Genomic DNA, 23,535 nt, shown 5'->3' on the forward strand with positions numbered 1-23,535 from the left:
CGCCGCCCTGAAACGGGCTTCTCGAATTCATGGCACAAGCAATGGAACATGGCCCTCAGGATCTGGTGATGGTCTCCAAGCAGGCGCCTTGGGAATGGTTCTGATTCCCGGCTAAACGTAATGAAAAAATTTCCTACATAAATGGCAATATCAGAAAGATTGATCTCCAAACACCCAGGCAATGGTCAAAAAGGAAAAACATTCCTCCAAAGGCACGCGTAGGATTTCCCCCATGGCCGCCGATCGTCGGCGCCCCTGCACGGACACGCCCGATCATGCCCACCGCCCCGCTGTATTTCGATTACGCCGCCACCACCCCTGTCGACGACCGAGTCATCGAAGCCATGATGGCCTGCCTTGGCCGCGAGGCGAATTTCGGCAACCCCGCGTCCAGCGGTCATGCCCATGGCAAGGCCGCCCGCGAGGCCGTGGAGCAGGCGCGCCGCCAGGTGGCCGAACAGGTCGGCGCGCAGCCCGACGAGCTGGTCTGGACCTCCGGCGCCACCGAGTCCAACAACCTCGCCCTCAAGGGTATCGCCCAGGGTTTCGAACACCCCGGCCACCTGGTCACCAGCCAGCTGGAGCACAAGGCGGTGCTCGACACTGCCGCCGAACTGGAACGCCTGGGCTGGGCGGTGACCCGCCTGGCGCCGGACGCCCAAGGGCTGATCCAGCCAGCGGCCGTGCAGGCGGCGCTGCGCCCGGACACCCGCCTGGTGTCGCTGATGGCGGTGAACAATGAACTGGGCACGGTCACCGATTTCGCCAGCATCGGCGCGTTGGTGCGCGAACACGGCGCGCTGCTGCATGTGGATGCCGCCCAGGCCGTCGGCAAAGTGCTGATCGACCTTGCCCGGCAGCCGGTGGACCTGATGTCGTTCTCGGCGCACAAGGCCTATGGCCCCAAGGGCATCGGCGCCTTGTTCGTCGGCCCCCGCGCCCACCCGGTGCTGCGCGCGCAGATGCACGGCGGCGGCCATGAGCGCGGGCTGCGCTCCGGCACCCTGGCTACCCACCAGATCGTCGGCATGGGCAGCGCCTTTGCCCTGGCCGGCCAGCCGGGTAATAGCGAGCACGCATGTATCCAGCGCTTGAGCGACAGGTTGCGCAATGGCCTGCTGGCCCTGCCTGGCGTGCGCCTCAACGGCTGCCCGACACAGCGCATCGCCCACACCCTGAACCTGTGCATCGAGGCCAAGGGGTTCAACAGCAACGCGCTGGCCGGCGAGCTGGCGCTGTCGACCACCTCGGCGTGCAACTCGGCCGCCAATAGTGCATCCCATGTGCTGCTGGCACTGGGGCTCAGCGAAGCACAGGCACGCAACAGCGTGCGACTGAGCATCGGGCGCTACACCACAGAACAGGACGTGGACAAGGCGGTCGAAGTGTTCGGCCGGGTGATTGCGGCGGGGTCGGTTGCCTTGTGGTAAAAACGTCGCCCATTGACCTGATGCGACCTCTGTAGGAGCGGCTTCAGCCGCGATCACCCGCACAGCGGGTGCCAGGCACCGCGTTGCCGGCATCGCGGCTGAAGCCGCTCCTACAGGAACACCTCAGAACCGGATTATCGGGCCCTCGATGTCATTGGGCGGCGGCACCTCGGGATAACGCGGCAGGTGTGGCGGCGGAACGTCCGGCTTCGGATACACCGGCGGCATCACCGGCATGATGGTCGCATCGGTGCCGCCGGCAACCCGTTCCAATTCCTCTGGACCAAGCACACGCAGCGTGGGCGAGTTTTCAATCGACATGGGTATCACTCCTTTGCTGAGTCAGTAACCGGCGCGCGAACCGAACAGTTCTTCGGGCCATTCGGGAAACTGCGGTGGCGGGTCGCCCGGGCGCTGGCCGCCTCCGGCAACCGCTTCGATCTGCGCTTCATCCAGTTCCTGCAGCGCTTCTTCAACCTCGATCATCGTGAACGCTCCTTGTTGGGAAAGCGTGTCGATTATCGGCCGGTTGCCCCGACTTGACCCTAGGGCTGGTGTACTAGTGTCCGGTCTCGGAAATACGTTCTCTTTTGGCGAGTGGCTTGGGTGTTCGGCCAAGACGCCGCCAAAAGTGAACAGCTTATTTCCGAGACAGGACACGAGCTGCACATTGCCACCAGTCCACCCTCACTGCCCGGACAGAAAACTCACCAACTGCCGCCCGTGCGAACTCAGCGCCTCCCAGCCACGGAAGCAGATGCGCAGCTCCAGGGTCGCCCAGCGCTCCTCCAGTGCCACCGGACACACCGCCAGCTCCTGCTGGGCACGTAGTGCCGCGGTTTCCGGCAACATGGCGATGCCCGCGTGCTGGGCCACCAGCTGGGCGATGGCCTCGAAGCTCGGCGCGCGCACCCGCACCTTCAGCGGCATGGCCAGGTTCATCGCCAGCTCTTCGACGAAGCGCTGCATGGCGCGCTCGGGCGGCAGGCAGACGAAGGGGTAACCCAGGGCATCGCCGAGGCGCAACTGGCCACGCCCGGCCAAGGGGTGATCGACCGGCACCAACAACACCAGGCGCTCGGTGCGAAACGGCAGCGAGACCACGCCATCGTTGACCAGGTTGCCGTCGTACACACCGATCTCGCACTCCCCGCCCAACACTACCCGGAGCACATCGACACTCTTGTGCTCGACCAGTTGCAGGTCGACCTCCGGATAGTCCGCCAGGAACGGCCCCAGTACCGCCGGCAGCAAGGTGCTGTTGGTCACAGTCGAGGCCGCCACATGCAGGGTGATGCGCCGTTGGCCTGCCAGTTCCCGCATCGTGTCCTGCAGTTTCTGCGCCTCCCCCAGCACACCACGTGCCGTCTCCAGCACCAGCCGCCCGGCGGGCGTGAGCTGCATGCCGTCAGCCTTGCGGATGAACAGCGTCAGGCCGCTGCGCTCCTCGAACAGGCGCAAGCGGGTGCTGGCCGCCGACACCGCCACCGGGAAGGTCGCCGCGGCCTTGCTCAGGCTGCCGCTGCTGGCGATGGCAGCGATCAGGCGCAAGTCGGTCAGGTCGAAGTGCATGGGTTTCTCCAAATCAGAACGCCACGTTCAAGAAAAAGCGATTCTAGCGTGATGATCTTCTATTCAGAATAAGCCACGACCTGACTCGCATTGGATTCGCCATGACCCGCCTGCCCGACCCGCTCCAGCGTGCCCTCGCCAACGGCAGCCTCTTTGCCGTGCTCGCGGCACTGGGTTTCAGCTTCAAGGCCATCTTCGTCAAGCTCGCCTATGCCGCCGGGCCGGTGGACGCCATCAGCCTGCTGGCCCTGCGCATGGCCCTGTCGTTGCCGTTGTTCGCCTGGCTGGTGTGGTCCAGCCGCCGCCAGGATGGCGCGCCGCTGACGCTGGGCGACGGCCTGCGCGTGGCCTTGCTCGGGCTGTTCGGCTATTACCTGGCAAGCCTGTTCGACTTCTATGGGTTGCAGTACATCAGCGCCGGCCTGGAGCGGTTGATCCTGTTCACCTACCCGACCCTGGTGCTGCTGATCCAGGCCATCGCCCAACGCGAGCGCCCCACCTTGCGCACACTGGCGGCCATGGGCCTGTGCTACCTGGGGCTGGGTATCGCTTTCGTCCACGACATCGCCAGCTCCGGAGTCGGTAGCCAGGTGATCCTCGGTTCGCTGTGGGTGTTTGCCAGCGCGGTGACCTACGCGCTGTACTACTCGGGCACCGGAGCGATGCTCAAGCGCATGGGGTCGATGCGCCTCGCCGGGTTGTGCGGCACGGCGTCGTCGCTGATGGTGCTGGCCCATTACCTGCTGGTGGCCGATGTCGCACCGCTGCTGCAACTGCCAAGTGCGGTGTGGCTGTACGCAGCCTTGATGGCGCTGTTCTCCACGGTACTGCCAATCTACTGGGTGGCCCTGGCCATCCAGCGCCTGGGGCCGACCCACACGGCGGCGGTGGGCAACCTGGGGCCGGTGCTGACGGTGCTGGCGTCGTGGGCGATCCTCAACGAGGAGATATCGCTGTACCAGGTGGCCGGGTTGGCGCTGGTGCTGTTCGGGGTGTCGCGGTTGAAGCCGGCGAAGAAGGTAGAAGCAGCCGCATCGGCCAAACAAGCCGCGGCGTAGATGGCCCCAAGCGCACGCGCCTACAGGGAATCGCGTAAAGCTCGAGCATTGTGCAAGACAGTCACTGCCATCTAGGCGGTGGGCGCTCAACGGGTACCCACAATGATGCCCTGCTCGCGCAGCTGCTCCAGCAGCATCAGGCCTTTGTGCTGCACCTCTTCGTTACCCAGGGCCCGCAGGCGTTCACGCCCTGTGCCCGGCAGCCCCATCAGCAGTTGCCAGGCCATCGGCGCCACCCGGGCGAAGCGCACCTGTAACCCCGCGTCGCGATAGACCAGCAACAACGTCGGTGCCTCAGGCGGCACGAGCGGCTGGTAGTCCGACCCGATGCGTTCGACCGGCCAGCGATAGGCCAACACCCGCGCCACACACGACAGCAGCGGATCGCCTTCAAGCAGGTCCCCCAAGGGATCATGGGGCGGATCCTCGGCATCGCTCAGGTACAACTGCGCCTCGATCCATTCGTAATGCGCCAGCTCCAACTGCCAGGGGGCGTCGAGCTCGATGCCCTGCAGGTAGTCGATGAACGCCGTGGCGACCTCGCTGAACAGCGGTGTCTGGCTGCGGTAACACGCGTAGAAGTCCTGCACCCTGGCCTGCCAGCATGGCTCGCCCAGGGTGCTGCGTAACACCGGAAAACTACCGGCCAGCAAGCCTTCGACGGTGCCAAGGAACAGCTCGCGATAGACCGCCAGGCGTCGCGCCTCGATGCCGGGCGGCGGTGGATTGGCGGCCGGATCGCGCAAGTGCCGGGCCAGGGTGAACTGTTGCTCGCGCAGGGTATCAGCCATGGCGTGGCCCTCCATGGCGCTGTTGCAGGATGCGAACATGGGCCGTTTCGGCCAGCAACTCGGCCAGTGGCGGGTAGTTGAAGTCGCGTTCGAGCACGGTAGGCTGCGCGCCGAAGCGCTCGCAGGCCTGGGCGAACAAGGCCCAGACATCCTCCTTGACCGGCGCACCATGGGTGTCGACTTTTAGATCGGGCGCTTCGTCGTAGTGGCCGGCCACATGCATGCCCACCACCCGCTCGCGGGGGATGCCTTCGAGGAAGGCCTGCGCCTCGTAGCGGTGGTTGCAGGCATTGACGAAGACATTGTTGACGTCCAGCAGCAGGTCGCAGTCGGCCTCGACCAGTACCGCACGGATGAACTCGAGTTCGCTCATGGCCTGGTACGGAGCGGCATAGTAGCTGATGTTTTCCACGGCGATCCGCCGCCCCAGCAGGTCCTGGGCCTGGCGAATCCTTGCGGACACATGATGGACGGCTTCCTCGGTGAAAGGGATCGGCAACAGGTCATAGAGGTGGCCGTCGTCACTGCAATAGCTCAGGTGCTCGCTGTACAGGCGCACCTGGTGTCGGTCGAGGAAGCGCCTGGTGAGCCCTAGGAATGCCTCGTCCAGCGGAGCGGTTCCGCCCAGCGACAAGGATAACCCGTGACAGGCGATGGGGAAGCGCTCGGCCAGGCACTCCAGCTTCTGGCCGAAGGCTCCGCCGACACCGATCCAGTTTTCCGGGGCACACTCCAGGAAATCCACCTCGCCCGCAGCCATATCCAACAGTTCGGGCAGTAGGCCACGGCGCAAGCCGAGCCCGGTATGCAATGGGGAATCGATCATGATGAAGGGGTTCCAGGCAGGCGACAGGCCGACCGTGGAGCACATGGGCTCCACGGTCGGATGTGGGTCAGGAATTACCGGTCAGGTGGCTGAACAATCCATCGGGCATCACCCTGCCATTGGCCTTGTAGATCGTCGCCAGGTGGTCGGCAGCTTCCTGTTCGGAAATAAAGCCGTCGTGGTTGCTGTCGATCTTGTCGAAATCGCTGGCGCGGTCCTTGGCCACCACGAGGAACTCCTCGCGCGAGACCTTGCCGTCGTGGTTGGTGTCAGTGCGTGAGAACGAGGCGTCGCCGCACTTGCCTTCACCACATTTACCCTCGGCACCGGCTTTGGCGCTGGCACCACACTTGCCCTCGCCGCACTTGCCCTCGGTGCTGGCTTTGGCACTTGCGCCGCATTTGCCTTCACCACATTTGCCCTCCCCAGGCGTTTTGGCGGCAGCCAGCTGGTAGCCCTGGGACAGCGGTTCGACCGCGAAGGCGGTGTTGCCCAGGACCATGCCGCCGATCAGGGTGGCGCCGAGCAGGCCAAGCGTATTACGGGTGGTTTTCATGATGTCGCTCCACGTGTGGTTGAAAAGTGGAGCCATTTGGCCTGGGTGGTGTGTCACGGGTGTATCGCGCGGGAGCGGGTTTTGTATGAGAACAACGCGGGACGAGCGCTAGATACAGTGCGATACAAGGGGATGGGCGTCGTGGGAGCGGGCTAGCCCCGCGATAGTGCAAGCAGCTGCAAAAAAAGTGTGCCTGGTCGGGCGCCATCGCGGGGCAAGCCCGCTCCCACGACTGATCAGTCGCCAGCGTTCGATCAGTCGTCGAGCGGCTTTGGCGGCGCCGCAGGCTTGGCCGGTTTGGCCGGCTTGCCGGGTTTACCCTCCTTGGGGGCAGGCTCCGGAACGTTGGCCACCGGTTCCGGCGCGGTGACCGCTTTCTCGCTGGCGGGCAGCTCATCGACCGCCTTGAAGATCACCTGCGGGTCGATCTTTTCGCCACTGTCATCGTCCTTGAGGATGTGCCGCTCGCCATCCTTGCCCACCAGGATCACCTTGGTGCCCTTGCTGGCACCCAGCTTGAGCTCGCGGATCAGGGCCATGGTGGCCTGCTGCTCGAGGTTCTTGTCCTCGCGCTTGCCCATCATGTTGGCGACGCTGTACAGCACCAGGTTGCGTTCAGTGAAGCCCGCCTTGGTGGCAGGGTCTTCCAGGGCCTGGTTCAGGCCGCGCAGGGTCGGGTCGGCGGTACTCGGGGCGATGATGACCAGTGGCCTGGACTTGCCCAGTTCCTTGGCCAGTGGTGCGTCGCTGTCTGCGGCCAATAGCGGCCCGGCGATGGCGATCAGGGTGGCGAAGGTCAGTGACCGAACGAGCATGCGCATCTCCTTGTTCTCTCGATAACACCAAAGACTGCGGATCAGGGAGAAAGATCCGACGCGGGAGCCTAAACCACCTGACCAAACAGGTGGTCAGGCGAAAGGTAACTGACCATTACCAGACCGTCCCTGGCCGGCCGCCGTCTTCCCATGAATCTGCCAGCGGCTGACCTGAGCATAGTCCAAGGCCAACCCGCATGAAGTGCGTCAATGCAGGGCTACCCGCCAGGTACGTGCACTCCTGGCCAACGCTTCGCGGGTCAACGCCAGCAAGGTATCGTGCTCACGCTGGCGGATCCGCGCCTGCAGGCGGTCGATGGCCTCGTCGGGGGCATCCCGGGCGAGCAGATCGTCGAGTTGGTCATGGTCGGACTGCGGCACACGCAACCGTTCGGCGAAGGTGCTCTCGAGATATTGGCGCCAGAACCGCAGTTCCACCATCCAGGCGCTGATGGCTTCCTCGGTCTGCGCGGTAACGATCCAGTTGCGCGCCCAGGCGATATCCGCGGGCCCGAGGTTGGCCACGCCCCGGTAGAGCATGCCATCGAACTCGACCGGCAGATCCAGTTCGTACTGCAGGTCGACCCGGTAGGCCAGCGCCACCTCGAGCGACTCCACCCCTGCGGTCGGCATGATCTCGGCGTGCGCCCAGGCGAGTTCGTCGAGTTTCTGCAAACGCCACAGTTGCCCCCCGAGGTGCAGCAGCGCTTGCTCACGCTGCCCTGGCAGCATGCCCTGCTCGGCCTGCCAGACTCTCACGCGTACCTCCAGGTCACTGAAACGGAAAGTCGCACTGTCTTCGCAGCGGGTCACCACCGCGTTGTCGAACAGCTCCTGCCGCAATCCGGTGTTCTCCCGCATGAGCTGCATCATCCGCAACAAGCGGGTGGCCAGGTAGCGCGCACTGAACTCACCGCGAAAATCGGCCGACGTCGTGAGTTCGCCCAGCAGGTGGAAGAAGTGCCCGGAATCGGCCTCGTCTTCCAGAAGGCTCCAGACCGCCGCCATTTCATCACGCAGTTCGCTGTCCACCAGGTCGAGCCAGCGCAGTTTCAGCGGTACCTGGCTATCCGTCACTGTATTCCACACCGTCACGGCTGGGTCCGATGCCGCCAGCAGGTTACCGAACAAGTGCACCCTGCCCGCCCGCCACACGTGGGACTGATAGAAGCCCTCGGGCAGCGTGTCGATGCGGTTGTCGCTGAGGTCCAGGGTGTGCAGCCGCGCAGCATCCGTCACGCCGTAGGGCAGGTCGGCGATCTCCGTGCGGCTTAGCAGTAGCGCGTTGAGCCTGGGCATGCCAAGCACCGAGAACGGTCTGCGCAGCGGATTGCGCGAGAGGTTCAGGTAGACCAGCGACTTGCAGCCTGCCAGGACCAGCGCCTGGCCGGCATCCAGGATGATCCGGTTGTTCGACAGGTCGAGCACCTCCAGGCGCTCGCTCAACGCCAGCGGCAGGGGCAACCGTCGCAACTTGCAGCCGGTGATTTCCAAGGTGCGCAGGTTGGGGAACGCGCGCAGGAAATCGTCCGGTATCGACTTGAGCTTCATCACCCGCAACGCCAGGCACGATACATGGGGAAAACTGACCTGCGCCGGAATGCTTGGCAGTTGCTGCAGGCGGCTGTTGGCCTGGGTCAACAGGTAGCCTCCCCTCACGGGCGCATCACCGCTCAACTCCGGGACCAGAAAGCGCCAGCAACCCACGAGCCCCTGCACAAATTCACGGCGCGACTCCCATTCGGTGGTGGCGAAGGCCTTGCGCTGCCAGGCGCTCAGGGTCTTGGCCAGCAGTGCGTGCTGCTGCTCCAGCACGCCCAGCTGCGCGTCGGCATCCCGCCCAGCCTGCTGGAGCTGCTCAAGCCACTGCTGGATTTGCGCATCGCTGAACGCCGGGTACAAGTCCCGCAACCTTGTCACCAGTGCCCTGGGCCTGTTGCTGCTCAGGCCCAACCAGCGGCGCCAGCCGCTGAGCGGGTAACCGATGCGGCCATCGTCGAACCGCTGCGGTGCCCGGAATGAAGTGACTGGGCGGTCCAGCCCCAATGCCTCGACGACCGCCTGACGTCGCAGCAGAGCCCGACGGGCCAGCGTCGTGCGCAATGACGCAGCAAACGGTTCAGCGATGCCCAGCATGGCCCGTTGCCCGGCAGAAAAACCACGGGCCAGGACCGTGAACATCTCGCCTGGCTCCCCTATGGCATCGGCATTTCGGTCGCGCAACTGGAACCCTCCCTCGCGATGAACCAACTGCAGCTCGCGCCCCGTGCCAGCGGTGGTCAGCAGTGGTTCGCCGGCGTCACCATCGAACAGCGCCCAACGCGGTGACGATGCAGCGCCCGGCATTTCTTCCAGCAGTTTCAGGACGCACCGCGCCAAATCGAGGCTCTGCGGTGTATCGAAAGCCAGCGCCTCCAGTACCCTGGCGGCACGAATGCGCCTGACCCGGGTACTGGCCGCCTGGGCCATGGCCAAAGGCACCTGCTTGTCATCCAGCAGGCTTTGCCGATCAGTGTCGCTGGCTTCACGCAGCACTGCCTCGGCAGCGAGGCGATGCAGACTGGCAAAATCGCGTTGCAGCAGCTGCGTGGCATCGGTTGCGGGGTATTGCTCGTCGTACAGTTGCTCAAACACAACCCGCCGCTGGGCCCACAGGTACTCGGCCAGTGCCTGGTCGCTCATCTGCCCGGCACCCGGCAGCCCTCTGGCCTTGTCAAGCAAAGACACCTCACTGATGACCGCCCCGGTGCGCAGTTGGCTTACCAGCGCCGCGACACGCTCGGCCAACACGATGCGGCTCACCGTATCGCCCAGTTCAGCGTGCGGCGCCCGGCCATAGACATGCAGCCCGCGCAAGTCACTCGCATCCAGGCCGTGGATCGCCAGGGCCTGGTCGATCCGTGCGTCGTCCAGGGTGTCGAATGCTCCACCCAGCCGGCGAAACATCGCATGGCTGTCCTCCCACTCGGAGGGCTGCTCGCTCCAGATCCGCCAGGCACCGGCACCGTTATGGCGCAGCACAGGGCCATGCCCCTGCAGCGGGCGCAGTTGCCATTGCTCGTCCGAGGCACGCTGAATCACCGGGTAATAGTGGCCCAGCAACCTGATCCAGCGCTGATTGCCCAGTCGGTAGATCCCTTGATCGTCCACTGTGGCCTCGGCCCCGGGCGCCTCGCTGCGAAACGGTACGAGGTCGCCGCTCCACAGTTTTTCGCTACCGTCCTCCATCCGCGCCGGAACCAGCTCGTCCACCACATTCCAGGCCCGACGCACCGCCAACAGGCCGGCAACCGTCACGCCGGTCACGGCCACGGTCTTGCCGATGTTCAACACATGGTCCAGCGCCGCCCTGGTATCGCCTTCCTGCCAGTCCTCGACAGCATGAAAGGTTTCCTTCAGCAGGTCCCAGGCCGTCACCGCCAGCAAAGCGACGCCGATCTGCGGCACGAACAGCCCTGCCAGGCCCAGCAGGCTCCAGCCTTCGGCAGCCAGGCGCTTGTCGTGCTCCACTTGCAGCGCACGGTCGAGCTGCGCCACAGGTGGCGCGATCATCGCCGCATCGTCCTTTATTCGCGCGATGTGCGCATCGGCCAGGTGCTCGAACAAGGCAGCCGGGTATGCGCGCATGTGTTCATCCAGATCGCGGGTGGCCCAGGCGGCCACATCGCCCAGGCGCTCCTCGACCTTGGTGAAGAATTGCTGGCTGTCACGGCGGCGCACGAAGCGTCGGAAGAAGCGCTGGTACTCGACCTTGCGCAGACGCACGCCCAGTACACGCCTGGCAAAATCCTCCAAATCGTCGCGGGCGCTCCAGGGCCCCTGTGGGTCGCCTGGAATGTAGACCAGCACGCGCTGGCTGGTATCGAGCAACCAGCCCTTGTCGACCACATCCAATACCACGATCTGCTGCAAGTCGCAGCCAAATACCTGCAATTGCCTGGCAATCACTGGCGCCCCCTCCAGCGTGCCTGGCTGGCCATCACGATACAGGCCGATCACCAGCGCCAGTTCGGCCTCGGTCAGCACACCATCGACCTTTGCCTTGCAGGCATCGATCACCAGGTTGGCCTGGTACAGTTGGGTGAGCAACGCCTTGATGCCCTGCCCGTTCGCCGCCTGCCCTGCACCTGCATCCAGCACGCCAGCCAGGTGTTCCTGGTAACGCCTGCCCAAGTCCAATTCGCGGCACATCGCGGCAAAGCCCTGTGCGCCGGGGTGCGCCAGCGCGTTGCCGGCAGCATCGAGCACGGCATTGCGCCGGGGCTGTCCGTTGGCGCCGGCTTCCTGCACGGTGAAATTACACAATGCCGCCTCCAACAACGGCGTTTCGTAGTCGTCGGTGCCCTGCAAGGGATAACGCCCCGCGACCTGGCCACCTTCATTGGCCCAGTAAAAGTACTGCCGGCGAAAGAACAACGTGTCGACCGCCTGATCGACCTTGTAGCGCTCGGCCAACGCCTGCTGCAGCAAGGGCCTGGCGAATGCGTCGATTCCCTGGACGGGCGTAAACGCTGCGTCCAGCCCCTGCTGGCAGGCCAGGCTGGTCTTGAGCGCCTCGCTCAGGGCGCCGAACTGTGCCGGGCTCAATTCACTCATCCATGATGGTAGGCGGCGGGCGATCAAGCGGTCCTGATACGCCTGTTCGATGGCCAGCGTGTCGACGCTCGTTACCGGTTGCTTGGCAGTGGTGCCCATGTCGTACCTCCAGGTCAGAATGGCGTACGAGGCTACCCGCGGCCCTGGCACGGCAATGCCTAGCTAAATACCACCCACGCACTCATGCACCGCCAGACAGTTTCCACAGCCCTCCTGTCAGAATTTTTCCGCACGATGCTGGCAATCTGACTAGCGCTGACTACGCTCTGGGCTTGCCCCAGAGCCATCCGCTCAGGCGCATGAATGAAGGCAATCCGCTCTGATGCAATAACTGCCCCCGGACACTGCGAACGGATATCAAGCCGCGTCATCGCTTTCCCCCCACTGGAGTCTTCACGTCAAGGAGAGATGTGTGCGCTTTGGATCGGCATTCCTTTGCCTGTTGTTCGGCTGGGCAACGCTCAGCATCATCTCTGTCTGGGCGCGGCCCCTGCTGCCCATCGATGAAACCCGCTATGCACAGGTCGCCTGGGAAATGCACCTGAGCGGTGACTGGCTGGTGCCACGGATCCACGGTGAGCCGTACAGCCACAAGCCCCCCCTGCTCTTCTGGCTGATCAACCTGGGTTGGAGCGTGCTCGGCGAGCACCCCTGGGTGGCCAGGTTGGTGGGCGCGCTGATCACCCTGGCCGACCTGCTGTTGCTGGGTGCCCTGGCCCGCCGGCTGTGGCCCGGCGATGCCCGGGCCGCGGCGCTGGCACCTTGGGTGTTCTATGCCAGCCTGCTGGTGTTGGCCCTGAGCACGACGCTGATGTTCGACCTGCTGATGACCTGCGCGGTATTGATCGGCGTGCTGGGCCTGCTCGACACCGTGCAGCGTGATCGTGGCTGGCTGCTGTTCGCCCTGGCCACGGCCCTGGGCCTGCTGGCCAAGGGGCCGGCGCTGCTGCTGTACCTGCTTCCCGTCACCCTGGCCAGCCCCTGGTGGCTGGCCAGGGCCCCCGCCGCAGGCTGGGCGCGCTGGCACGGCTACCTGCTGCTGAGCCTGGCAGTGGGCATTGCCCTGGCCCTGTGCTGGGCGATTCCCGCGGTGGCCCGCGGGGGTGAGGCCTACCGCGACATGCTGCTGTGGGGGCAGACCGCCGGGCGAATGGCCAACGCCTTCGCCCACGAGCGCCCCTGGTGGTGGTACCTGCCCCTGTTACCGCTGTTGCTGCTGCCCTGGGCGCTTTGGCCGCACCTGTGGCGCGCCCTGCACAGGTTGTTGCGCCAGGCCGCGGCCGCCGAACGCCTGTGCCTGGTCTGGCTGCTGGCCGGCGTACTGGGGTTTTCCGCCATCAGTGGCAAGCAAGTGCACTACCTGCTGCCCCTGATGCCGGCCTGGGCGCTGCTGGTGGCCCGGGCCCTCAGCCAGCTGCCCGCCCCCCGCCCCGGGCTGGCCAGTTGCATGCTGGTGCTGGCGCCGTGGTTGCTGGCCGGCTCGGCCTTAGCCATCGGCCCGCTGCTCGGCTCGGCGGTCAAGGTGCCGGGCTGGTTGCGCGAGTTGTCGCCCTGGGCCGGCGCGGCCCTTGTCGCGGCGACCCTGGCGTGGCTGGTGCCGCTGCGGCGCAGGCCAGGGGCACTGAGCCTGGCGGCCCTGCCCTTGATGTTCCTGATCCTGCTGCATGGGTTGGTCATCAAGGCGATTGCCCCGCACTTCGCCCTGCTGCCGTTGACCGACCATCTGGAGGCCGCGCAACGCCAGGGCAAGGCCATTGCGCTGGCGGCGCAGTTTCGCGACCAGTACCCCTTTTCCCGACCGATGCCGCAGGTCATGACGCTGCTGCGCGAAGGCGAGGAAATCGCCTGGGCCCGCGCCAACCCACAAGGCCTGCTGGTGATCAATCACAAGCGCATCAGCGCCGAGCAACTGCAGGCGGCCCAGCGCTATCAACCGATACGCAGCGGCTACAGCGTGATCTGGTCGGCCCAGACACTGCTCGACACGCCCGGGCTGCTGGACAGCGAACTGCCGCTGAACGCCTTGAACATCGCCGACTGACGGGGGCTGCCAAGCGTTGCATGACAGCCTGATTAACAAAACTTAAACACCGTTGTGACATTTTTTTACAACTTGTAAGCCGAGGCTCTGCGGGTCGGCAAAGCCCAGCACGGCATTGGTCATTACCTGCCCAGATTCGAACATGGAGCTGCTAGATGAAGGTGACGGTTTTCGGTACCGGTTATGTTGGCCTCACCCAGGCGGTCTGCCTGGCCCAGGTCGGGCACTCGGTCATGTGCATGGATGTCGACGCCGAGCGCGTAGCGGCCCTGAGCCAGGGGCATTGCCCGATCTTCGAGCCGGGTCTTGCGCCCCTGCTGGAAAAGAACCTGGCCTGCGGCCGGCTGAGCTTCACCACCGATGCCAGGCGCGCCAGCAACCATGCCGAGCTGCTGTTCATCGCCGTCGGCACCCCGCCACTGGCCGATGGCAGCGCCGACCTGCGCCATGTGTTCGCGGTGGTCGACAGCATCGTGGCGCACGCCGACGGTTCCAGGGTCATCGTCAACAAGTCCACCTCGCCGGTGGGTACGGTGGACCGCATCAAGGCCCATATCGACCAGTGCGTGGCCGACAACCGCGACTTCCAGGTGCTCAGCAACCCAGAGTTCCTCAAGGAAGGCTCGGCCGTCGATGACTTCATGCGCCCCGAGCGCATCATCATCGGCGGCGCCGGGCCGGCGCAGGTCGAGCTGCTACGCGAGCTCTACCTGCCGTTCAGCCGCAACCGCGAAAAGCTCATGGTCATGGACGCGCGCAGCGCCGAGCTGACCAAGTACGCCGCCAACTGCATGCTGGCAACGAAGATCTCCTTCATCAACGAAATCGCCAACCTGGCCGAGCATGTGGGCGCCGATATCGAGATGGTGCGCCGTGGCATCGGCTCGGACCCGCGCATCGGCTACGACTTCATCTACCCCGGCTGTGGCTTTGGTGGCTCGTGCTTCCCCAAGGACCTGCAGGCCCTGCGCAAGTGCGCCGAGGCCGAAGGTTTCGAGCCGCACCTGCTGCGCGCGGTGGAGTCGGTCAACGAACGGCAGAAGAACCGCCTGTTCGACAAGATCGCCCGGCACTACCCCGAGGGTGTGCAAGGCAAGGTCTTCGCGCTCTGGGGCCTGGCCTTCAAGCCCAACACCAATGACATCCGCGAGGCCTCCAGCCGGGTGCTGATCGAAGCCTTGTGGGCTGCGGGCGCGAGAATCCAGGCTCACGACCCCCAGGCCATGGCGGAAATCCAGCGGCACTACGGCGAGCGCGCCGACCTGCGCCTGGTGCACTGCAAGGACGACGCGCTGGAGGGTGCCGACGCCCTGGTGATCGTGACCGAGTGGCAGGACTACCGGGTGCTCAACCTGGACCAGGTGCCGCATCTGCTGGCCGACCGGGTGGTGTTCGACGGTCGCAACCTGTTCGAGCCCGAGCACATGGCCGCCGCGGGCCTCACATACTACGGCATCGGCCGTGGCCAGGTGCAGCCGCCATGCCCGTACTGATCACCGGCGCCGCCGGCTTCATCGGTTTCCACCTTGCCCGGCGCCTGTGCCAGGAGGGCCTGGAGGTGGTGGGCATCGACAACCTCAACACCTACTACAGCGTCGAGCTCAAGCACGCGCGCCTGAAGCAACTGGCCGAATGGCCGAACTTTCGTTTCGTGCCCCTCGACATCGCCGACCAGGACGCGCTGCTCCGGCTGTTCGCCGCGCACCATTTTACCGAGGTGATCCACCTGGCCGCCCAGGCTGGCGTGCGCTATTCGCTGGACAACCCCGGCGTATACGGCCAGTCGAACCTGGTGGGGTTTCTCAACATGCTCGAGGCCTGCCGCCAGCACCGGCCCCAGCATCTGGTGTACGCCTCCAGCAGTTCGGTCTACGGCGCCAACGCCAAGCTGCCGTTCTGCGTCGAAGACCCGGTGGAGCAGCCAGTCTCGTTGTATGCCGCGAGCAAGCGCGCCAACGAACTGATGGCCCACAGCTACGCGCACCTCTATCAGATCCCCATGACCGGCCTGCGCTTCTTCACCGTGTATGGCCCGTGGGGCCGCCCCGACATGGCGCTGTTCAAGTTCACCCAGGCCATCCTCGAAGGCCGGCCGATCGACCTCTACAACCACGGCCAGATGGGGCGGGATTTCACCTACATCGACGACATCGTCGAAAGCATCCGACGCCTGCGCGTCAAGCCGCCCCAGGCCGGTGAAGGGCAACCGCCTTGCCAGCTGTTCAACATTGGTCGCGGCGAACCGGTCGAGCTGCTGGGCTTCGTCGAATGCCTGGAGGACGCCCTGGGCATCAAGGCACAGCGCAACTACCTGCCGTTCCAGCCGGGTGACGTGCACCAGACCTGGGCCGATGTGTCTTCGCTGGCGCGCTGGATCGATTTTTCCCCGAGCACCTCGCTGGAACAGGGTGTGCGGGCATTCGTCGGCTGGTACCGGGATTTCTACACCGGTACCCGCCGCGCAACCACAACAACGACACAGGAAGCCTGAATGACCGAACCCCTTGAGCTGTCGGTGCTGATACCGGCCAAGAACGAGGTCGACAACCTGCCCTCGCTGCTGGCGGAAATCCGCACTGCACTGGCGAATGAGCGCTATGAAGTGCTGGTGGTCGACGACGGCAGCAGCGACCAGACCCTGGCCATGCTGCAACAGTTGAAGAACCAGGGTTTCCAGCAGTTGCGCATCTTGCGCCACGAGCGCTCGCTGGGCCAGAGCACCTCGATCTGGCATGCCGCCCAGGCCGCTCGTGGGCGCTGGCTGGCGACCCTGGATGGCGATGGGCAGAACGACCCGGCGGACATCCCCGGCATGCTCGCGCTGGTACGTGGCAACGAGGACGTCAAGCTGGTGGCCGGGCACCGGGTCAACCGCCGCGACACGGCCAGCAAGCGCTGGGCCTCGCGCTTCGCCAACGGCCTGCGCAGCCGCCTGCTGAAAGACGCCACCCCCGACACCGGCTGCGGCCTCAAGCTGATCGAGCGCGCGGCCTTCGTCGGCCTGCCCTACTTCGATCACATGCACCGCTTCATCCCGGCGCTGATCCTGCGCCACAACGGCCGCATGCTGGTGCACCCGGTCAACCACCGGCCACGCCACGCGGGGATCTCCAAGTACGGCAACCTCGACCGCGCACTGGTCGGCATTCTCGACCTGTTCGGGGTCTGGTGGCTGATCCGCCGCACCCGCCTGGACGCCTGCCCACAGGAGCTCGAAGGATGACCCGGGAAACCCTCTGGCTGATCATCGGCTTCGCCGGCCAGGCCGTGTTCACCGGCCGCTTCGTGCTGCAGTGGCTGTACAGCGAGTTCAAGCGCCGCAGCGTGATCCCGGTGGGCTTCTGGTACCTGAGCATGCTGGGTAGCGCGCTGCTGCTGATCTACGCCATCTACCGCCAGGACCCGGTGTTCATCCTCGGCCAGGCCTTCGGCATCCTCGTCTACCTGCGCAACCTGCAACTGATCGCCCGCTATAAAGAGCAGAAGGAATAGCCCTTGCCACGTCTCAAGACTCTCGGCGCCGAGCGGCTGGCGCTGGTCGCCCTCGCGTTGTTGCTGATCGGCGCCGGTATCGGCTGGCGCCAGCCGATGAACGTCGATGAAGAGCGCTTTCTCGGCGTCGCCCTGGAAATGCTGCAGAACGGCAATTGGTTCATCCCGCACCGCGCCGCGGAAATCTACGGCGACAAGCCGCCGCTGTTCATGTGGACCGTGGCCCTGTTCACGGCCCTGACCGGGTTGCCCAAGGTCGCCCTGTACCTGCCTGGGCTGCTGTCGGCGGCGACCATCACCCTGGTCCTGCACGACCTCGGCCGGCGCCTGTGGAACCGGCGGGTCGGGCGTATCGCCGCGCTGCTGTTCCTGGCCACCTACCAGACCTACAGCATCCTGCGCACCGGGCAGATCGACAGCTTCCTCTGCCTGTGGGTGGCGCTGGGCTTCTACGGCATGGTCCGCCACTTGCTGCTGGGGCCGGCCTGGGGCTGGTTCTACCTGGCCTGCGCGGCCATGGGGCTGGGCATCATCAGCAAAGGCGTGGGCTTCGTCCCGGCGCTGATGCTGCTGCCCTACGCCTGGGCGGTGCACCGGGGCTGGCGCGGGGTCGTGGCCATGCCCGGCCAGGGCTGGCGCTGGAGCCTGGGGTTCATCTGGCTGCTGGCCGGCTGCGCGGTGTGGCTGCTGCCATTGCTGGTGTCGGTCGCCCAGGGCGGTGGCGCGGCGGAGCTGGCCTACCTGAAGGAGATCCTCCTGCGCCAGACGGCCAATCGCTACGCCAACGCCTGGGACCACCGCGAACCGTTCTGGTACTTCTTCGTCAAGGTCATCCCCAAGTACTGGCTGCCCCTGATCCTGGCCCTGCCCTGGCTGGTGCCGGCCTGGCGCAAGCAACTGCAAAAGCGCGACGGGCGTATTCTTCTGCTGCTCGGTTGGGTGGCGCTGGTACTGCTGTTCTTCAGCCTGAGCAGCGGCAAACGCAAACTCTACATATTCCCGGCGCTGCCGGGCCTGGTGCTGGCCATCGCTCCGCTGGTGCCCTGGCTGTTCAAGCGCTGGTTCCAGCAGCGGCCGGGCTGGCGCAAGGTGTTCGTCACGGTCGCGGTGGTGTGGTTCTGCCTGTGGTTCGCCCGAGGTTTCATAGAACCCGTGAAGGAAGGCCGCAACCCCCATGAAACCCTGATGGCCGATGCCGCGCGGGCCACCGGCGGCGCCGAACTGGTGCTGGTCAACTGGCGCGAGGGGCATTGGTTGTTCGCGCGTCAGCCGATCGTCCACTTCGGCTTCAGCGGCAAGGCCGTGGCGGACTCGGCGGTCTACTGGCTGCGCCAGCACCCCAAGGCCTTTGCCCTGATCCCGGCGGCCGAACTGGGCCGCTGCTTCAGCGCCGACAAGGCGCGCAAGCTTGGCGACACCTCGCGGCATGAATGGTATGTGGTCGGTGCCGACGCCGACAACGGCCAATGCCAAGCCGCGCCACCCGCCCAGGTCTACCACTTCACCTGGGCAGGCACGCCCGGGAACCTGCAAGCCGCCAAGGAGGGCGCCAGGCAATGACCACCCAGACTCTATCGACCCAGCGTTGGCGCTGGTGGCAACGTCTCAACCGCTGGTTCCTGATCGGCGGCGTGATCGTCCTGGTCGCCCTGAGCCTGATCGGCATCGAAGCCGCACGCTCGTTCTGGCCGCAACAACTCTACGCCCACCTGAGCAACCGTTGGACTGGCGATACGGCGCCCGGGCAGAACATCTGGCTGCCGGCCTACCAGGTGGTAATCGACGCCAAGGTGGTCGAGCAAGGCCTGGACAACCTCTCCGGCATCACCTATGACTACGACCGCGACCGGCTGCTGGCGATCACCAATGGCACGCCCATGGAAATCCTCGAGCTGAGCAAGCAAGGTGACATCCAGGCCCGCTACCCGCTGGTGGGTTTCCAGGACACCGAAGGGCTGGCGTACCTGGGCAACGGTCGCCTGGCCATCAGCGACGAGACCCTGCAACGCCTGGATGTGATCACCCTGCCTGCGACACCTCAACCGATCCAGGCCAGCCAAGCCCAGTGGATCACCCTGGAGATCAACCCGACCCTTCACAACAAGGGCTTCGAGGGCGTAACCTACGACGCCCGCCACGACCGCCTCTACGCCATCAAGGAACGTGGCCCGCGGCAACTGTTCGAAGTCACCGGCATGCTCGCGGCGTTGAACGGCGGGCCCCTGCACCTCACGGTCAGTGACCGGCGCGACTGGGTCAAGCGCAGCATATTCGCCACCGACCTGTCCGATGGCTACTACGACCCGCGCACCGGCCACCTGCTGGTGCTCAGCGACCAGTCGAAGAACATCACCGAACTGGATGGCGAAGGCCACTTCGTCAGTATTCGTTCGTTACGTGCCGGCATTGGCGGGCTGCGCAACAACGCGCCACAACCTGAGGGCATGACCATGGACAGCGACGGCAACCTCTACGTGGTCAGCGAGCCGAACCTGTTCTACCTGTTCAAGAAGCCCTGAGGTCCGCGCATGGCGCCGCTCGCTGTCGAACGTGTGCACAGGCCGTTCTGGATGTTGGTGCTGGCTTTGATCGCCCTGCTGCTGTTCTGGGGCCTGGGTGACCTGCCCTTCCTGAGCGTCAACGAAGCCCGTCGGGCGGTCACCACGCGGGAAATGCAAGAAAGCGGGCAGTGGTTGCTGCCCTCGATGAACGGCCAGTTGTACCTGTCCAAGCCGCCGCTGTTCTACTGGTTGGCATTGCTCAGCGCGCAACTGCCCGGTGGCCTCGGCGAGTGGAGCATGCGCCTGCCCTCGGCATTGTTCGCGGCAGCCTGCTGCCTGGCGCTGTATGACCTGGCCCGGCGCCTGGGCGGCCCACGCCTGGGGCTGTTGGCGGTGACGCTACTGGTCGCCAACGCCGGCTTCAGCCTGTTCGCCCGCCGCGCGGAAATCGAAATGACCCTGACCGGGTTGTGCTTGCTGGCCGGGTATTGTGCCTGGAGGTTCCTGTTCGTGCAGGGCCGACGCGGCTGGGTCTGGCTCAGCCATGGGCTGCTCGGTGCGGCGCTTTTGGCCAAGGGCCCGGTGTGCCTGTTGTGGGTGATCGCCCCCGTGCTGGCGTATGCGCTGCTCAGCCGTGATCCACGCGCCCGGGCCTACCTCTGCGACCTGCCGGGCTGGCTGCTGATGCTGGCGGTCGGCGGCTCCTGGTACTTGCTGGTGACGCTTCAGGAGGGTTGGGGCATCTGGGGGGCGATTCTGCAGGAAGACATCCTCAGGAAGATCAATGGACGGGGCGCCGAAGCCTGGTACGCCTACCTGCTGTACCTGGGGGGCGATTTCTTTCCGTTCTGGCTGGCGTTGCTGATCAGGCCTCGCCAGCTATGGCGGCAGATCCGCGAGCAACGGCCGTTGATGTTGCTGGCATGCTTCGCGCTGGTGCCGTTGCTGGTGTTCTCGCTGTTCACCGAAAAACATGCGAAGTACCTGCTGCCGACCTACCCGGCGATCGCCCTGCTGCTGGCGTGGCATTGGCAGGCGCTGCTTGAACAGGCCCGTACGCGCTGGCAGCGCTGGCTGCTGCAAGGCACTCCACTACTGGCACTGGCCGGTTTCAGCCTGTTCTACCTGATGTTCGAGGGGAAAGTGTTCGCCCACCGGGTCGCGGCGCTACCGCAACTGCACGCGGTCGCCCAAGCGTACCCAGGCGTGCCGGCCCATGCACTGGAGGCGCCGGACATGCGCCTGGTCTACTACCTCGGCCGGCCGGTCAGCACCCTGCCCACGCAAACAGCGCCAACAGTGCCCGCCCTGCTGTTCGTGCAGGGTGCGCTGCCACCTGCCCTGCAAGCGCTGGCACCGTGCACGCTGGTCCGCGTGGAGCCCTACCTCAAGCGCAAGCGCGCCGCCACCTTGCTGGGCCTGGGGCCCGTGTGCGCAGGTGCGCTCCAGGCGAGGCACTGAGCCGCGAGTGCTGCGGTCAGAACCTGAAGTTCGCCGTCAGCTCCGCCGAACGCCCCGGCGCCACCGTGGCGAACAGGCCGACGTGGGACGCATCGTAGATGGTCTCGTCGGTCAGGTTGAGCACGTTCAGCTGCAGGTCGAGGTGCTTGCTGACCTTGTAGGCCAGCATTGCGTCGTAGCGCCAGTAGTCATCGATGCTGACCGTGTTGGCATCGTTCATGTAGCGCTGGTCCATGTAGTTGGCCCCCGCCCCCACGGTCCAGCGCTCGGTGAGGTCGTAGGAGGTCCACAGGCTAAAGCTGTTCGGCGCGATGAACTTGGCGCGGTTGCCGTCGTTGCTGCCATCGCCCCCCGACTTCACCACTTCGGTATCCAGGTAGGTGTAGCCGGCCCAGACCGCCCAGGCGTCGGTGATGCGCCCGGTGGCGCCCAGCTCGATGCCGGTGACGCGCTGGTCGCCGTCCAGCGCCACCAGGCCGGTGGTCGGGTCGGTGACCCGGGCGTTGGTCTTCTCGGTACGGAACACCGCTGCGGTCAGCGAAAGCTGCTCGCTGAACACGTCCCACTTGGTGCCCAGCTCCAGGCTGCGGGACTTCTCCGGGTCCAGGTTGGCTTTGTTGCCATTGAGGTTGCCCGCCCCGGCACCGTCGGCGCCACCGGACTGGGTGTTTTCGCCGGAGGGGTTGGAGGAGGTGCCATAGGACAGGTAGATGCTGCCGTTGGGCAACGGCTTGAAGACGACGCCCACCTGGTAGTTCCAGAGTTCGCTGGACGACTCGGCACCGCCCGCGACTCGGTTCTTCACTTGGTAGTCGTCGTAGCGCAGCCCCAGGTTCAGGTCCCATTGCTCGTGCAGCGCCAGGGTATCGAAGACGTACAGTGATTTGACGTCGGTCTGGTACTTGCTGGTGACCTGGCCGGTCCCGGGCAGCAGGGTCCAGCCGCCATCGTGCGGGTTGGGGTTGTGCAGGTCGCCGGGGCGGCCGTTGTTGCCGGCGTGCTTGTCCTTGTCGGTGATGGTCTCGCGGCTGAGCTCCATGCCAGCGGAGTAACTGTGCTTGATGCCACCAGCGTGGAAGGTGCCGAACAAGTCGGTCTGGTTGATCAGCGAAGTGTTGACCACGTTGCGGGGCCGGAAGCCACGCGGTACCAGGCCGTTCTGTTCCTGCTCGGCATTGGCGAACACCGGCCGGCTCATCACGTAGTTCTGCATGCTGCGCCCGCCACGCAAGGTGTTGCGCACGGTCAGCTCGGGCCTGAACTCATGCTCGAGCACCAGGGTCGCCAGGTCGGCGGAGGTCTTGCGGAAATCGCGGTCGACCAGCCCGTAGAAGTTGTCGCGGTCGACATCCACGGGCTTGTTGTGGATCAGCGAGATGGGGTGGCCCTGGTCAGGGATGTCGTCGGTTTCGAGGTGGTAGTAGCTGGCGGTGACCCGGGTCGGGCCTTGCAGCCCCCAGGTGATGGTCGGCGCAATGCCCCAGCGCTTGACCTCGACCTCATCGCGGCCGGGGGTATCGGCCTCGTGCTTCATCGCGTTCAGGCGAAACGCCAGGTCCTGCTCGGGCAGGTACTGGTTGATGTCCAGGGTGTTGCGCCACAGCTGGTCGGTGCCCATGGTCACGCTGCCGGCAATGAAATCCTCGGCCTTCGCCGCCTTGCTCACCAGGTTGATCGAGCCGCCGGTGGAGCCCCGGCCACTGTAGGCCGAGCCCGGGCCCTTGACGATCTCGACCGACTCGACGTTGAACGCCTCGTGGGACATGCGCCCCAGGTCGCGCAAGCCATCGATCTGGATGTCGGTGCTGGCTTCGAAACCGCGAATGAAGGGCCGGTCGCCCAGCGGCGTCCCGCCCTCACCCGCGCCCAGGGTGATGCCCGGCGTGGTACGCAGCACGTCGGCCAGCGAGGTGGCGCCACGCTCCTTGATCAGGGTCTCGTTGATGACAGTGATCGACTTCGGCACTTCCCGAAGCGGGGCGGTGAACTTGGGTGATGACAGCGCGTCGACCTTGAATGTGTCGATGTGGTGCGTGCCTTTTACAGCGGTGGCGTCCAGTTCCAGGACCGAAGGAGGCCGGGGTTCGCCGGATTCGGATGCCTGCGCCAGGCTCGGCGCGGAGCAGGAAGCCAAGGCCAGGCCGAGCGCGGTGTACAGATGACCCGATTCATAACGACGTGTTGTTTCAGCATTGTCTGCCATTTGATTGCCATCACCCTTGAAATGATGCGCAATCCTATTTACGACAAATTATTGAAAACAGCACATTTACAAAATTTACGCGAAGTAACACGGTATTTCAGATATGAAATGATTACTTATTTAGTTACATATATTTACTTACATTTACTCGTTCAAACATTACACACAACCTCTGTAGGAGCGGCTTTAGCCG

At 65.1% G+C, this 23,535-nt stretch carries 19 protein-coding genes; 10 read left to right on the forward strand and 9 right to left on the reverse strand.

Going from position 1 to position 23,535, the window contains the following annotated elements; all coding sequences use genetic code 11:
* The first annotated feature begins 275 nt into the window (after positions 1 to 275).
* Entirely contained in the window at positions 276 to 1,430 is a 1,155-nt protein-coding gene (locus JYG34_RS15985; RefSeq protein ID WP_213657368.1) for a cysteine desulfurase family protein, read from the forward strand.
* A gap of 123 nt (positions 1,431 to 1,553) precedes the next feature.
* Here the strand turns inward: JYG34_RS15985 and JYG34_RS15990 are convergent, their stop codons facing one another.
* The 3 genes from JYG34_RS15990 to JYG34_RS16000 all read right to left on the reverse strand — a co-directional run bounded on the left by JYG34_RS15990 (position 1,554) and on the right by JYG34_RS16000 (position 3,002).
* On the reverse strand, positions 1,554 to 1,751 hold the full coding sequence (locus JYG34_RS15990; RefSeq protein ID WP_213657369.1) for a hypothetical protein: 198 nt from the start codon (positions 1,749 to 1,751) through the stop codon (positions 1,554 to 1,556).
* Positions 1,752 to 1,772: 21 nt separating this feature from the next.
* Entirely contained in the window at positions 1,773 to 1,916 is a 144-nt protein-coding gene (locus tag JYG34_RS15995) for a hypothetical protein (RefSeq protein ID WP_213657370.1), read from the reverse strand.
* Between the two features lie 201 nt (positions 1,917 to 2,117).
* The gene (locus JYG34_RS16000; RefSeq protein WP_213657371.1) at positions 2,118 to 3,002 is read right to left on the reverse strand and encodes a LysR substrate-binding domain-containing protein; all 885 of its coding nucleotides are present in this window, start codon (positions 3,000 to 3,002) and stop codon (positions 2,118 to 2,120) included.
* A gap of 101 nt (positions 3,003 to 3,103) precedes the next feature.
* Here JYG34_RS16000 and JYG34_RS16005 point away from each other — a divergent pair, with 101 nt between their 5' ends.
* Positions 3,104 to 4,060, forward strand: a complete 957-nt coding sequence (locus JYG34_RS16005; RefSeq protein WP_213657372.1) for a DMT family transporter — start codon at positions 3,104 to 3,106, stop codon at positions 4,058 to 4,060.
* Between the two features lie 86 nt (positions 4,061 to 4,146).
* Here JYG34_RS16005 and JYG34_RS16010 read toward each other — a convergent pair whose 3' ends face one another.
* The 5 genes from JYG34_RS16010 to JYG34_RS16030 form a co-directional block, all read right to left on the reverse strand.
* On the reverse strand, positions 4,147 to 4,851 hold the full coding sequence (locus JYG34_RS16010; RefSeq protein WP_213661203.1) for an HvfC family RiPP maturation protein: 705 nt from the start codon (positions 4,849 to 4,851) through the stop codon (positions 4,147 to 4,149).
* Entirely contained in the window at positions 4,844 to 5,677 is an 834-nt protein-coding gene (locus JYG34_RS16015; RefSeq protein ID WP_213657373.1) for an HvfB family MNIO-type RiPP peptide maturase, read from the reverse strand. The genes JYG34_RS16010 and JYG34_RS16015 overlap by 8 nt, the downstream gene beginning before the upstream one ends.
* Before the next feature lie 67 nt (positions 5,678 to 5,744).
* Positions 5,745 to 6,233 carry an HvfA family oxazolone/thioamide-modified RiPP metallophore gene (locus JYG34_RS16020; protein ID WP_213657374.1) on the reverse strand — a complete coding sequence of 163 codons (489 nt, stop codon included), beginning with the start codon at positions 6,231 to 6,233 and terminating at the stop codon, positions 5,745 to 5,747.
* A gap of 254 nt (positions 6,234 to 6,487) precedes the next feature.
* A complete protein-coding gene (locus JYG34_RS16025; RefSeq protein ID WP_213657375.1) occupies positions 6,488 to 7,048 on the reverse strand; it encodes a DUF4174 domain-containing protein in 561 nt (186 codons plus the stop codon).
* Positions 7,049 to 7,255: 207 nt separating this feature from the next.
* Entirely contained in the window at positions 7,256 to 11,743 is a 4,488-nt protein-coding gene (locus JYG34_RS16030) for an NEL-type E3 ubiquitin ligase domain-containing protein (protein WP_213657376.1), read from the reverse strand.
* Between the two features lie 313 nt (positions 11,744 to 12,056).
* Between JYG34_RS16030 and JYG34_RS16035 the strand changes: the two genes are divergently transcribed.
* The 8 genes from JYG34_RS16035 (at position 12,057) to JYG34_RS16070 (ending at position 21,139) form a co-directional block, all read left to right on the forward strand.
* On the forward strand, positions 12,057 to 13,685 hold the full coding sequence (locus JYG34_RS16035) for an ArnT family glycosyltransferase (protein WP_213657377.1): 1,629 nt from the start codon (positions 12,057 to 12,059) through the stop codon (positions 13,683 to 13,685).
* Between the two features lie 155 nt (positions 13,686 to 13,840).
* Positions 13,841 to 15,178, forward strand: coding sequence for a UDP-glucose dehydrogenase family protein (locus JYG34_RS16040; protein WP_213657378.1), 1,338 nt, complete (start codon positions 13,841 to 13,843; stop codon positions 15,176 to 15,178).
* Positions 15,166 to 16,176, forward strand: a complete 1,011-nt coding sequence (locus JYG34_RS16045; protein WP_213657379.1) for an NAD-dependent epimerase — start codon at positions 15,166 to 15,168, stop codon at positions 16,174 to 16,176. The genes JYG34_RS16040 and JYG34_RS16045 overlap by 13 nt, the downstream gene beginning before the upstream one ends.
* Positions 16,177 to 16,908 (forward strand): glycosyltransferase family 2 protein, encoded by a 732-nt coding sequence (locus JYG34_RS16050; RefSeq protein WP_213657380.1) that lies wholly within the window; start codon positions 16,177 to 16,179, stop codon positions 16,906 to 16,908.
* Positions 16,905 to 17,177 (forward strand): lipid-A-disaccharide synthase N-terminal domain-containing protein, encoded by a 273-nt coding sequence (locus tag JYG34_RS16055; RefSeq protein ID WP_213657381.1) that lies wholly within the window; start codon positions 16,905 to 16,907, stop codon positions 17,175 to 17,177. Before JYG34_RS16050 ends, JYG34_RS16055 begins: the two co-directional genes overlap by 4 nt.
* Positions 17,178 to 17,180: 3 nt before the next feature.
* Positions 17,181 to 18,737 (forward strand): ArnT family glycosyltransferase, encoded by a 1,557-nt coding sequence (locus tag JYG34_RS16060; RefSeq protein WP_213657382.1) that lies wholly within the window; start codon positions 17,181 to 17,183, stop codon positions 18,735 to 18,737.
* Positions 18,734 to 19,696 carry an SdiA-regulated domain-containing protein gene (locus JYG34_RS16065; protein ID WP_213657383.1) on the forward strand — a complete coding sequence of 321 codons (963 nt, stop codon included), beginning with the start codon at positions 18,734 to 18,736 and terminating at the stop codon, positions 19,694 to 19,696. Before JYG34_RS16060 ends, JYG34_RS16065 begins: the two co-directional genes overlap by 4 nt.
* 9 nt (positions 19,697 to 19,705) lie before the next feature.
* The gene (locus tag JYG34_RS16070; protein ID WP_213657384.1) at positions 19,706 to 21,139 is read left to right on the forward strand and encodes an ArnT family glycosyltransferase; all 1,434 of its coding nucleotides are present in this window, start codon (positions 19,706 to 19,708) and stop codon (positions 21,137 to 21,139) included.
* A gap of 16 nt (positions 21,140 to 21,155) precedes the next feature.
* Here JYG34_RS16070 and JYG34_RS16075 read toward each other — a convergent pair whose 3' ends face one another.
* The gene (locus tag JYG34_RS16075) at positions 21,156 to 23,342 is read right to left on the reverse strand and encodes a TonB-dependent receptor (protein ID WP_213657385.1); all 2,187 of its coding nucleotides are present in this window, start codon (positions 23,340 to 23,342) and stop codon (positions 21,156 to 21,158) included.
* Between the last annotated feature and the right edge of the window lie 193 nt (positions 23,343 to 23,535).

Origin of the sequence: Pseudomonas entomophila (assembly GCF_018417595.1) — a bacterium.
GTDB lineage: Bacteria > Pseudomonadota > Gammaproteobacteria > Pseudomonadales > Pseudomonadaceae > Aquipseudomonas > Aquipseudomonas entomophila_C.

What these genes read in the sequence shown, in the direction of transcription:
- JYG34_RS15985 (WP_213657368.1), top strand. Translation starts at nt 276, where the DNA reads ATGCCCACCGCCCCGCTGTATTTCGATTACGCCGCCACCACCCCTGTC.
- JYG34_RS15990 (WP_213657369.1), bottom strand. Translation starts at nt 1,751, where the DNA reads ATGTCGATTGAAAACTCGCCCACGCTGCGTGTGCTTGGTCCAGAGGAA.
- JYG34_RS15995 (WP_213657370.1), bottom strand. Translation starts at nt 1,916, where the DNA reads ATGATCGAGGTTGAAGAAGCGCTGCAGGAACTGGATGAAGCGCAGATC.
- JYG34_RS16000 (WP_213657371.1), bottom strand. Translation starts at nt 3,002, where the DNA reads ATGCACTTCGACCTGACCGACTTGCGCCTGATCGCTGCCATCGCCAGC.
- JYG34_RS16005 (WP_213657372.1), top strand. Translation starts at nt 3,104, where the DNA reads ATGACCCGCCTGCCCGACCCGCTCCAGCGTGCCCTCGCCAACGGCAGC.
- JYG34_RS16010 (WP_213661203.1), bottom strand. Translation starts at nt 4,851, where the DNA reads ATGGCTGATACCCTGCGCGAGCAACAGTTCACCCTGGCCCGGCACTTG.
- JYG34_RS16015 (WP_213657373.1), bottom strand. Translation starts at nt 5,677, where the DNA reads ATGATCGATTCCCCATTGCATACCGGGCTCGGCTTGCGCCGTGGCCTA.
- JYG34_RS16020 (WP_213657374.1), bottom strand. Translation starts at nt 6,233, where the DNA reads ATGAAAACCACCCGTAATACGCTTGGCCTGCTCGGCGCCACCCTGATC.
- JYG34_RS16025 (WP_213657375.1), bottom strand. Translation starts at nt 7,048, where the DNA reads ATGCTCGTTCGGTCACTGACCTTCGCCACCCTGATCGCCATCGCCGGG.
- JYG34_RS16030 (WP_213657376.1), bottom strand. Translation starts at nt 11,743, where the DNA reads ATGGGCACCACTGCCAAGCAACCGGTAACGAGCGTCGACACGCTGGCC.
- JYG34_RS16040 (WP_213657378.1), top strand. Translation starts at nt 13,841, where the DNA reads ATGAAGGTGACGGTTTTCGGTACCGGTTATGTTGGCCTCACCCAGGCG.
- JYG34_RS16045 (WP_213657379.1), top strand. Translation starts at nt 15,166, where the DNA reads ATGCCCGTACTGATCACCGGCGCCGCCGGCTTCATCGGTTTCCACCTT.
- JYG34_RS16050 (WP_213657380.1), top strand. Translation starts at nt 16,177, where the DNA reads ATGACCGAACCCCTTGAGCTGTCGGTGCTGATACCGGCCAAGAACGAG.
- JYG34_RS16055 (WP_213657381.1), top strand. Translation starts at nt 16,905, where the DNA reads ATGACCCGGGAAACCCTCTGGCTGATCATCGGCTTCGCCGGCCAGGCC.
- JYG34_RS16065 (WP_213657383.1), top strand. Translation starts at nt 18,734, where the DNA reads ATGACCACCCAGACTCTATCGACCCAGCGTTGGCGCTGGTGGCAACGT.
- JYG34_RS16070 (WP_213657384.1), top strand. Translation starts at nt 19,706, where the DNA reads ATGGCGCCGCTCGCTGTCGAACGTGTGCACAGGCCGTTCTGGATGTTG.
- JYG34_RS16075 (WP_213657385.1), bottom strand. Translation starts at nt 23,342, where the DNA reads ATGGCAGACAATGCTGAAACAACACGTCGTTATGAATCGGGTCATCTG.